Source organism: Acinetobacter sp. AR2-3, assembly GCF_001878775.1.
Classification (GTDB): Bacteria; Pseudomonadota; Gammaproteobacteria; order Pseudomonadales; family Moraxellaceae; genus Acinetobacter; species Acinetobacter lwoffii_D.
The window spans coordinates 25,321-36,115 of record NZ_MJIQ01000053.1 but is presented as its reverse complement, the minus strand read 5'-3'; the positions used below and the strand labels follow the sequence as shown (position 1 = coordinate 36,115).

Here is a 10,795-nt window from a genome sequence, read left to right as displayed (position 1 = left end):
GGCATACGAGATACTGATCGGTCTCGTGGGCTCGGAGATGTGTATAAGAGACAGTCTTTAGACTCCGCAGGGAATTTACCTAAACATCTAGAAAGTTTACTGGAGAAATCGAGGAGGTATGTTTTGCCTGAGAGAAGGGTTAGAAGTTGCCCACGAGTTGTGAAAGGAAAACCGCAGAAATACCCAAGAAAATGCCAGTCAATTTCTTAACTGACTGGCATTACTCAACTGAGGGCTTTTTTATATCAGTCAGATTACTGGACTTCTTCAATCAGATTTTCCAGAGAATCTACCCGGTTCGGCTGAAGAGGCTGTTCTTGTGGTGCAGAACTTTCATCATCTGGTAAACGAATCGGTTGATCTGGCAAATCTTCAAAGTCAGTTTCTGTGCGTTTCGGGACGACCACAGGTGCAGGACGGTAAAGCGCTGTCGCCAGAGGCGGAGAAGACGGATCATTCTGTGCTTCATCAGCCTGAACCACCTTGTTGCGATTTACCGGTGCCTTAGCATTGCGGTCTAAACGTACCCAGGCTTCTGGCTGGCCTTTTAATGCCTTGCCCATAAAATCGGTCCAGATCGGTAGAGCTGCCACACCACCATATTCACGGCGACCTAAAGTGGTTGGCTGATCAAAGCCTACCCAGGTCACGGTGACTAACTTACCATTGAAACCTGCAAACCAGGCGTCTTTGGCATCATTAGTGGTACCGGTCTTCCCGCCGATATCACCACGACCAATTCTTAATGCAGCACGGCCAGTACCATGCTGAATCACATCACGCAAAATGTTGGCCATGTCATAGGCAGAGCTGGATTTTAAAATACGCTGTGCCTGACGATAATTACTGTCTTCGGCAGAGACTTTAGGTGCAGGCTGTTTTTGCTCTAAAGTTGTATTGTTAATTGCAATTGCTTCGTCATCTGCGGTAATAGGGTCAGTGGCTTGAACTGTTTCTTCTTTTTCATTAATACATGAAATACAGGCATATTCAGGCTTGGCTTCAAAGATGGTATTGCCATAGGCATCTTCAATACGGGTAATAAAGTGCGGCTGAATTCGGTAACCGCCATTGGCAAAGGTAGCATAGCCAGTCGCCATCTGAATCGGGAGGACCTGCGGGGTGCCTAATGCAATAGTATAGTTACGTGGAATCTGACTGTCTTGTAAACCAAAATCCATGAATAACTGACGTGTACGTTCAATCCCGACGGCCTGTAATAAGCGTACTGAGACTGTATTACGTGACAGATAAAGTGCACGGCGTAACGGGATCATGCCCAGATAACGGCCATCCGAGTTACGTGGCGTCCATTTGCCAATGGTAATGGGTGCATCATTGACCATGGTATGTGGTGTCATGCCACGTTCTAAAGCCAGGGCATAAACAAAAGGCTTAATGGTAGAACCGGGTTGACGCCAGCCTTGGGTTGCACGGTTAAATTTCGAATGATAAAAATTATATCCCCCGACAATAGCCTCAATCGCACCATTATTTGGGTTGATGGCAATCAATTGTCCTTGCACATTGGGGATCTGCACCAATGACCAAGAGGTTTTATTTTCATTGGGTCTTAAACGAACAATATCTTTGACTTTGACAATCTCGGACGCTTTGCTCGGTGCGCCACCTACACTGTTGACGTTACGAAAGCGACGTGCCCAAGACATACCTGACCAGGGAACAGTCACGCTGCTTCCGTCCTGCATGAGTGCTTCAAAACTGGAATTACCTACCTGAGTTACTTGCGCAGGATAGGTATTGGCATAGGCACGGAACTTGTCGAGAGGTTGATCATGTGCTTCAGCACCACGCCAGCCATGTCGACGGTCATAAGCCTCTAGGCCTTCCTGTACCGCTTGCTCCGCATAGGCCTGACGTTCACTATGAATGGTAGTATAGACTTTATAACCAGAATCTACCGCCTGTTCACCAAAGTTTTGTACCAGTTCAGAACGTACCATTTCGCCGACATACGGGAATTTATTACGGGTACTCCGATCAGGCATATCTAAATTTACCGGTTCAGCAATGGCTTGCTGATACTGGCTTTGATTTAAATAGCCCAATTGCAGCATACGCCCCAAAATCCAGTTACGACGTTCCAAGGCGCGCTTGGGATTGGCGACCGGATTGTATCGAGAGGGGGCTTTAGGCAGACCAGAGATCATGGCCATTTGTGCAATTGAAAGCTCTTCTAAACTCTTGTTATAGTAAATTTTAGCTGCTGCTGCGATGCCGTAAGCATTTTTTCCCAAGAAAATTTTATTGACATACAGGGTCAGAATGTCTTCTTTACTTAAGCTTTGCTCAATTTTACGGGCCAGAAAAATTTCAGTCAGTTTGCGCTTCAGCGTCCGTTCAGGGCTAAGGTAATAGTTTTTTGCCACTTGCATGGTAATGGTCGAACCACCAGTCTGTACATCCGAGCCGGTCACCGTCTCACTGAGTGCGCGTCCCAAGCTTTTAAAGCTGATTCCGCTATGCTCAAAAAAGCTGGAATCTTCGGCGGCGAGGAAAGCATGAATAAACTCAGGTGGAATTTGTTCATATTTCACGGGAACAGAAAGCTTGCCTCCATATTCGGCAATTAATTCATTATCTGAACTAAATACTTGTAAAGGCTTTAATAAAGGGGCCTTTTTAAGCGTAGACATTTCAGGCAAAGATGGGGCAATATAGAGATACATGCCATAGAAACCCATCGGAATTGAGATCAGTATAATGATAATGATCAAAAAAAATGGATGAACAAGGCCTGAACAAGATAGCTTTTTCATAACAAGTAAGTTTTAATAAGAGCTAATGGCGAACTAATTACCGGTCAGTATATCCTGTCGATATCCATATTGTTAGATGAGTTATTGTATCTATATAAAATTATAGACTGGACCAATTGGTAAGTTAGATTAAATTGGGGATAAAAAAATAATAGGAAGTGTATTGTGCGCAGGTTATATCGTAAACCAAATAAGGGGTTAATAGGAGTCGATATTAGTTCGACTTCTGTTAAGGTTTTAGAACTTTCTGTAAAAAGTGGCCGTTACTGGGTAGAGAGCTATGCTTTGATCCCATTATCGGAAAACAGTGTTGTTGAAAAAAACATTTTAAACCCAGAAGCAGTCGCTGATGCCCTTGGGCGTGCAATTAATTTGGGTAATACCCAGTCGAATCAGGCCGCTTTTGCAATTCCAACTTCAATGGTCATCACCAAAATCATTGAGATGGATGCAGACATGTCAGATGATGAACGTGAAGTTCAGATTCGTGAAGATGCGGAACAATACATTCCTTTCCCACTCGATGAAGCAAGTCTGGATTTTGAAGTTCTGCCAGACCGTCTTGCCAATCCGAACCGGGTCAATGTGCTGCTGGTCGCTACCCGAATTGAAAATGTCGAAGCGCGTTCTGAAGTTTTAGAGATTAGCAGTCTAACGCCTAAGATTGCAGATGTAGAAAGTTTTGCGCTGGAAAATGCCTTTAAGGTATTTTCTGACACTTTACCGATGGGGGTCAATACGGTTGGTATTTTAGACATCGGTCATAGTATGACGACCTTGTCGGTGATGCAGAACAACAAGATTATTTATACCCGTGAGCAGGTCTTTGGCGGCAAGCAATTGACTCAGGAAATTCAGAATCGTTATGGATTATCCTTTGAAGAAGCTGGGCGTGCTAAAAAAACCCGTGCCTTGCCGGATGATTATGATATTGAAGTCCTAGAACCATTTCTGGATGCTGTCGTACAACAGGCAGCCCGTTCATTACAATTCTTCTTTTCATCCTCTCAGTTCAATGAGATTGACCATATTTTACTGGCCGGCGGGAATGCCAATATTCCAGGTCTGGCAAAATTATTACAACAAAAACTCGGTTACCGTGTCACGATCGCGAATCCATTTTTACAAATGGGATTTTCTCCTCAAATTGATATTAAAAAAATCGAAAATGACGCGTCATCACTCATGGTTGCATGCGGTTTGGCATTAAGGAGTTTTGATTAATGGCAAGAATTAACTTACTTCCTTGGCGTGATGAGCTAAGAATTAAAAGAAATAATGAATTCGTGGCAATCTGCGTGGGGGCGCTTTTCTTGGGATTAGCGGCAGCGGGTTCAACCTGGTTTTATTATGATCACAAGCTTCAAGATCAGGAGCAGGCCAATCAGCTGATTCAAAGCACCAACCAGAATCTGGATGTGCAGTTAAAGGCGCTTGAAGGTTTGCAAGAACAGCGTAATGCGATTGTCGAACGAATGAAACTCATTCAAGGTTTACAAACCCAGCGTCCGATTGCGGTGCATTTGATTGATGAAATTGTACGGGTGACTCCAAGCAATATGTATATCACCAAATTCCAGCGTATCGGCGACAAGTTTACCATTGAAGGTCGGGCTGAAAGTCCAAATACGGTAGCAGAACTGCTCCGTAATCTGGAAGCTTCATCTTGGTATCGAAATGCCTTTATGAACGCTTTTCTAGTGGCTGAAGAAGTCAAAGAAAAGGCGCCGAGCTCGATTATTCCACGTGTGGAAGAGTCCTATGGTAGTTTTACCGTGACGGTAGATCTGGATCAGATCGCTCAGCCAGTACTGAATGAAGAACAACAAGCAGTCACTACAACTACGGGGGCATCATCATGAGTAATGAAGAATTCGATGAGTTCAGCCAGGATGTCGTCGCTGTACCCAAAAATAAAATGACTGTTGAAAAGTTTTTTCAGCAATTCAATACATTAGATCCAAATAACTATGGTAGCTGGCCTTTATCGGTCAAAATTACCTGCTGGATTTTTATTGTCGCACTGGCCTTTGCTGTGATTTACTTCGTTATGATCAGAAGCACGATTGAGTCAATTTCACAAGCCAGTGCCCAGGAACAAAACCTGCTGAATGAATTCCGTGAAAAAGAATCCAAATTACGCAACTTACAACAATATCAAATCCAGCTTCAGGAAATGGAAGCTCGTTTTAACCAGCAGTTAGAACAGTTACCGAAAGAAACTGAAATTCCGGGTCTGGTTGAAGATATTAACCTGAGCGGTGTGAATTCAGGCCTGAAGTTTAAAAATATCCGTCTGGAACCTGAAATTAAACAAGAGTTCTTTATTGAACAGCCGATTTCAATTGAAGCGACCGGCGATTATCATGCTTTTGGTTCCTTTGTGAGCAGTATTGCCGGCTTGTCGCGTATCGTTACACTACATGATTTCACCATTACCGGTACTGAAAACAAAGAGAAAAAATCTGAAATTCCGGTCATTGATTATGTGGTGAAAGCCAAAACTTATCGTTATGTCGGTAATGCGGATGGTGCTGCAGCGCAGCCTGCAGCTAATAGCACAACTCAGGGGGCGCAGTAATGAAGAATATTAAAATTACTTCGGCTTTAACACTTGGGTTTTTATTATTGGGATGTGATTCACGCATTGATGCAGTCAATCAGGAAATGGCCAATATTCGTAATCAGCCACCTTTGCCAATTGAACCTGCGCCTGATTTTATGCCAGTTGAAACCTTCAACTATGCAGCCCATCAGATCAAAAGTCCTTTTTTACCAAGCTCTTTGGCTGCTGAACTGAAAATTATGGCGGGGAAACGGGTTTATCCAAACCTATCACGTCAACTGCAACCGCTAGAAAGTTATCCGCTGGAAACATTGACCATGAAAGGCAGTATGCGCAATCAGGCAGGACAGATTCTGGCTTTAATCCAGACGCCTGATGGTGAGGTTGAGCGGATCCAACGTGGTAGCTATATGGGACTTAATCATGGTCGTGTGGTTGGAATTACACCAACACAGATCGATTTGATTGAGATTATTCCAGATGGCCGTGAGGGATATGTGGAACGTCCGCGAAGTCTGGTTCTTATCGGGCCGGCGCCATAAGTTTTAAAGGAATAACAATGAATAAGAGTATTAAAGAATTTATTTTTGGGGATGTTAATACAATGAATCGTGTGTTTCGTCAGTTTTCCATGGGTGCTGTTGCGATTGCGGTGATGCAAGCGGCCAGTGCGCAGGTTTCAATGACCAATGTAGTACCCATGCAGCTTCCTGGACAAGGAACTGAGATTCGGGTGATGTTCAATGGTTTGCCGCCACAACCACAAGCCTATCAATTAGAATCACCATCACGTTTGATTCTGGACTTTGATAAGGCACAACAGAATTTAAAACAAAGCAGTATTCCGGTGGCAACACGTGAAGCTAGTTCGGTAGATGTCACTTCGGATGCTCAGCGTGCCCGTTTGACTGTTAATCTGGCAGATGCTGGTGCCTTTACCACGCGAGTTGAAGGGAATACCTTTATCCTGAAAATCAACTCAGCAACTCCTGTAGCCATAACTCAACCTGTGCAGCAACAGTCAGCTCAGGGTATTAGCAACATTGGTTTCCAGCGCGGTGCTCAAGGTGAAGGCCAGGTCGTTATTGATCTGTTAGGAAATAATACTCCTGTTGATGTACAGCAGCAGGGTACCAAGGTTATTGTGCGCACTTTAGGTTCCAAGATCCCGACGCATTTGACCCGTCGTCTGAATGTGAATGATTTTGCGACGCCTGTGTCGAGTGTGGATGCAGTGAATCAAAATGGATCAGGCGTGATTACGATCCAGTCCGGGGAAAGTTATGAATATATGGCTTACCAAACAGATAATAAGCTGACCATCAGTTTGAAACGTCCGGAAGCTAAGAGCCCATTACGTCCTAAAACCGTCGCTTATAGCGGTAAGAAAATTTCTTTAGATTTCCAGGATATTGAAGTACGTCGTGTACTCCAGCTTTTAGCTGATTTCACCGATATCAATATGGTGGCTGCAGACAGTGTACAAGGCAATATTACTTTGCGCTTAAAAGAAGTGCCTTGGGATCAGGCCTTGGATATTGTGCTGAAAACCAAAAATCTGGATAAACGTCGTAATGGTAATGTGATCTGGATTGCACCAGTTACAGAGCTGATAAAGGCTGAAGAGGAAGAAGCTAAGGCGATTAAGCAGAGTGTCGCACTTGCGCCTATCCAGACGGAATATATGCAGCTCAGTTATGCCAAAGCTGCTGATATTGAGAAACTGATTACGCAGAATAAAGGCGCATCTAGTTCAGGCGGTTCGAGTAGCACGAATAATAATGAGGGTGGAGAAAGCTTATTAAGTTCACGTGGTTCTGTGTCTGTTGATGCACGGACCAATACCATTATTGTGAATGATACCCAGCTCTTTATTGATAAAATCCGCAATATGGTAGACTTACTGGATGTGCAGGTGAAGCAGGTGATGGTCGAGGCACGTATTGTACGTGCAACCACCGATTTCACTAAAGAAATGGGGGTGAAATGGGGAATTCTGTCTCAAGGGATTACCAATAATGATAGCCTTCTGGTCGGTGGTAGTGACACGACGTTATGGGATCTCAGAGATCCTCAAGAAAGTGATTTAGGTGGATATACCTATGATATCCAGCGACCACAAAACCTTAATGTAGACTTGGGTGTAACCAGTCCAGGTGCCAGCCGTATTGCCTTTGGTTTGATCAGCCTTTCTGATTTTATGCTGGATCTGGAGCTTTCTGCACTTCAGGCAGATGGCTATGGTGAAGTGATTTCTACACCTAAAGTACTAACTGCAGACAAGCAAAAAGCGACTGTGGCTTCGGGTTCACAAATTCCGTATCAATCTGCTGAAGGCGGGGGTGCGAATGCAGTATCTACTACGGAATTTATTGATGCTACGCTAAGTCTGGATGTCACACCAAGCATTACGCCAGATGGCAAAGTACAGATGGAACTCAATATTACCAGTGACTCACCGGGTAACCCGACACCGACCGGACAGCTCACTATTAACAAAAACCAGATCACTACCAATGTTTTGGTAGATAATGGTGAAACAGTGGTTCTAGGTGGTATTTTTGAGCAAGAAACCCGTAATGCACAAACCAAGGTACCTTTCCTGGGGGATATTCCTTATGTAGGGCGTTTATTCCGTAAAGATTTAAAGTCGGATAATAAACGTGAGCTACTGATTTTCGTTACACCTCGAATTGTTAATGACAGTGTTTCAAGAAATCATTAATATATTTTGAATTTAACAAAACGAATAGGTGACTCCTTGCCAAGCAAAGAGTTTGAAACCCTACCAAATATTTATTTGGTAGGGCCGATGGGGGCCGGTAAAACAACAGTAGGACGACATCTCGCAGAATTGTTAGGACGCGAATTTCTAGACAGTGATCATGAAATTGAACGTAAAACAGGCGCGACCATTCCCTGGATTTTTGAAAAAGAAGGGGAACAGGGTTTTCGTGACCGTGAAACTGCTGTGATTAATGACCTTACCTCACGTCCTCATCTGGTTTTAGCCACCGGTGGTGGTGCAATTACTCAGGCTTTAAACCGAGACTATCTGAAACAGCGCGGAATCGTCGTTTATCTATACACGCCAGTTGAAATTCAACTGCAACGTACCTATCGCGATAAAAACCGTCCCCTCCTCCAAGTCGAAAATCCGGAACAAAAGTTACGGGATTTATTGGCAGTCCGTGATCCCTTGTATCGGGAAGTGGCGCATCATATTATTGAGACCAATCAGGGTGCTGCACGAGATCTGGCGCAACGGATTCTCAATCTCATTACTTCTAAAAACTAAGTTCATTGAATAAAGTGGTTAATCAAGCATGCAAACCTTATATGTAGAACTCGGAGAACGTCGTTACCCTATTTTTATCGGGAGCGATCTGGATCCACAGGCCTTATTGGCACCCTATATTCATGGCAAGCAAGTAATGATTGTGAGCAATACTACGGTTGCACCACTTTATTTGCAGCGTTATCAAACGGCGATTGAGGCTCTGGACAAACGTGTTGCGACCTGCATTCTGCCTGATGGTGAAAAATATAAGGATAGCCAGCATCTGAACCTGATTTTTGATGCACTGCTTGAAGCCGGGTTTAACCGGGACTGTACTGTGCTTGCGCTGGGTGGTGGTGTGATTGGAGATATGGCGGGGTTTGCCTCGGCTTGTTTCCAGCGCAGTGTGTACTTTATCCAAGTGCCGACGACCTTGCTGTCGCAAGTAGATTCAAGTGTGGGTGGTAAAACCGGGATTAATCATCCATTGGGTAAAAACATGATTGGTGCTTTCCAGCAGCCGCAGGTAGTGCTGGCGGATATGTCGCAGCTTTCTACTTTGCCTGATCGAGAGCTTTCAGCAGGTTTAGCTGAAGTGATTAAATATGCCCTACTCGGTGATGAAAAATTTTTAGTCTGGCTTGAAGAGAACATGGATGCTCTGGTCGCTCGTGATGAGAAATTATTGGCTGAAGCCGTTTATCGTTCCTGTGCGCATAAGGCACGGATCGTAGCCAATGATGAGAAGGAGCAAGGGGAACGTGCTTTACTCAATTTAGGTCATACCTTTGGTCATGCGATTGAATCTTACATGGGATATGGTGTCTGGCTACATGGTGAGGCTGTTGCCACCGGTATGGTGATGGCTGCGGATCTGTCACAGCGTATGGGCTGGATTTCTCAAGAAGATTTAGAACGTACAAAAAAAATCATTTCTCGTGCCAAACTTCCTGTGGTTTGTCCTAAAATCCCTCTGAATGATTTTCTGGCCTATATGGCCCATGACAAAAAAGTCTTAAATGGACAATTGCGTCTGGTGTTATTAAAGCAATTAGGCGAAGCAGTGATTACGCGAGACTTTGATCTCGAGTTAATGAAACAGGCAATTTTAGCCAATCAGGCATAGGTTTAGTTTTATGGCAGCATTACATACTCCTTGGCAAAAGATTCAGCATTATTTCTGGCTGGTCTGCGGTGTATGCTGTCTATTTGCTGCTTTAGTCTTTTGGGCGGTGACTGATTCAGATGATGTCATCGAAATTGAAAAAAAGCCTGAAACTGAAGTTCAGTTGCAGATTCAGCCGGAAAAAGTAGCCACAATGACCCATCTTGGTGCACTTTTTCAGGAAGTGAAACCATTGGACCTAAATACGCGTACCGTCGTGAATGCCAGTCATGAGCCGGAATTTCGCGGTACCAAATTTGTCAATGAAGCGAAAAACCAGCATGCCATTGAATTATTTCGTGTGACCCATGAAGCCATTTTAAAAAGTTTTCTTAAAAAACAGTCCGATCGTAACCCTTTTATTTATTTAAGAATCTCGGGTGAAAATCAGCCAGAACAATATGTATTGTTATATGGTCAATATAAGACGGCAGCGCAAGCCAATCAGGCTTTATCTACACTGAAGTTAAATTTACCAGCCTCAGTTAAGCCTGAAGTTGTAGCAATGCAGCAATATGTCAGTCTGGTCAATAATCTGGGTTCAGAAGAATTGGCCAGTAATCAAAAGCTTTACGAAATTCGTTTGAAAAATGTGCCTTTGCCGAAAGTAGATGAATCGGTACGACTTAGACAGCAGCAAACCCAAACTGAGTCCAAGCCGCGTAGCTCTCATGCTGCGACTATCAGTACCACAATTGTGCGCCGTGATTCATCGGGAAATGTAGTTGATGTACAGAAATCTGAAAGTGCTGTAGAAAGTATACCTCAACCACAAAATAACAATAATCGACCTGCTCAGGGCAGTAATCCGCGTCCTCAAAATAACGAGATTAGTGATCCATTTAATTAGTTCGGTCTAAAATAGCGCATCCAAAAAATTACAGAATTAAAAATGAGCGCTTTTGGTGCAAAAAATGCACATTAAAATTAACCCTTAGAGTGCTGTTCTGCGCTAAATCTTTGTCATCTGTATTGTTTTAATTTATGCGCTGTTTGTTGGCATG

At 43.7% G+C, this 10,795-nt stretch carries 9 protein-coding genes and 1 pseudogene; 9 read left to right on the top strand and 1 reads right to left on the bottom strand.

Annotated features, from left to right (window positions below; translation table 11 throughout):
* A pseudogene (locus BFN00_RS16150) lies at positions 1-210 on the top strand (hypothetical protein); the annotation flags it as partial.
* Positions 211-254: 44 nt separating this feature from the next.
* On the opposite strand, the gene ponA reads toward BFN00_RS16150, so the two are convergent.
* Entirely contained in the window at positions 255-2,780 is a 2,526-nt protein-coding gene (gene ponA, locus BFN00_RS10415; RefSeq protein WP_071851537.1) for a penicillin-binding protein PBP1a, read from the bottom strand.
* Between the two features lie 165 nt (positions 2,781-2,945).
* Between ponA and BFN00_RS10410 the strand changes: the two genes are divergently transcribed.
* Genes BFN00_RS10410 through BFN00_RS10375 form a run of 8 tightly spaced genes read left to right on the top strand, consistent with a single transcriptional unit; the run spans position 2,946 to position 10,641 of the window.
* A complete protein-coding gene (locus BFN00_RS10410; protein WP_005263891.1) occupies positions 2,946-4,004 on the top strand; it encodes a pilus assembly protein PilM in 1,059 nt (352 codons plus the stop codon).
* Positions 4,004-4,642, top strand: a complete 639-nt coding sequence (locus BFN00_RS10405) for a PilN domain-containing protein (protein WP_071851535.1) — start codon at positions 4,004-4,006, stop codon at positions 4,640-4,642. Before BFN00_RS10410 ends, BFN00_RS10405 begins: the two co-directional genes overlap by 1 nt.
* Complete coding sequence (locus BFN00_RS10400) at positions 4,639-5,361, top strand: type IV pilus inner membrane component PilO (RefSeq protein WP_071851533.1); 723 nt, start codon at positions 4,639-4,641, stop codon at positions 5,359-5,361. Before BFN00_RS10405 ends, BFN00_RS10400 begins: the two co-directional genes overlap by 4 nt.
* Positions 5,361-5,888, top strand: coding sequence for a pilus assembly protein PilP (locus BFN00_RS10395; protein ID WP_004732447.1), 528 nt, complete (start codon positions 5,361-5,363; stop codon positions 5,886-5,888). The genes BFN00_RS10400 and BFN00_RS10395 overlap by 1 nt, the downstream gene beginning before the upstream one ends.
* 17 nt (positions 5,889-5,905) lie before the next feature.
* Complete coding sequence (locus BFN00_RS10390) at positions 5,906-8,071, top strand: type IV pilus secretin PilQ (protein WP_071851531.1); 2,166 nt, start codon at positions 5,906-5,908, stop codon at positions 8,069-8,071.
* Positions 8,072-8,107: 36 nt separating this feature from the next.
* Complete coding sequence (gene aroK / locus BFN00_RS10385) at positions 8,108-8,644, top strand: shikimate kinase AroK (protein WP_071851530.1); 537 nt, start codon at positions 8,108-8,110, stop codon at positions 8,642-8,644.
* Positions 8,645-8,672: 28 nt separating this feature from the next.
* Positions 8,673-9,752 carry a 3-dehydroquinate synthase gene (gene aroB, locus BFN00_RS10380; protein WP_071851528.1) on the top strand — a complete coding sequence of 360 codons (1,080 nt, stop codon included), beginning with the start codon at positions 8,673-8,675 and terminating at the stop codon, positions 9,750-9,752.
* A 10-nt stretch (positions 9,753-9,762) separates the two neighbouring features.
* Positions 9,763-10,641: a hypothetical protein gene (locus BFN00_RS10375; protein ID WP_071851526.1), complete on the top strand. Its 879-nt coding sequence runs from the start codon at positions 9,763-9,765 to the stop codon at positions 10,639-10,641.
* Positions 10,642-10,795 lie beyond the last annotated feature (154 nt).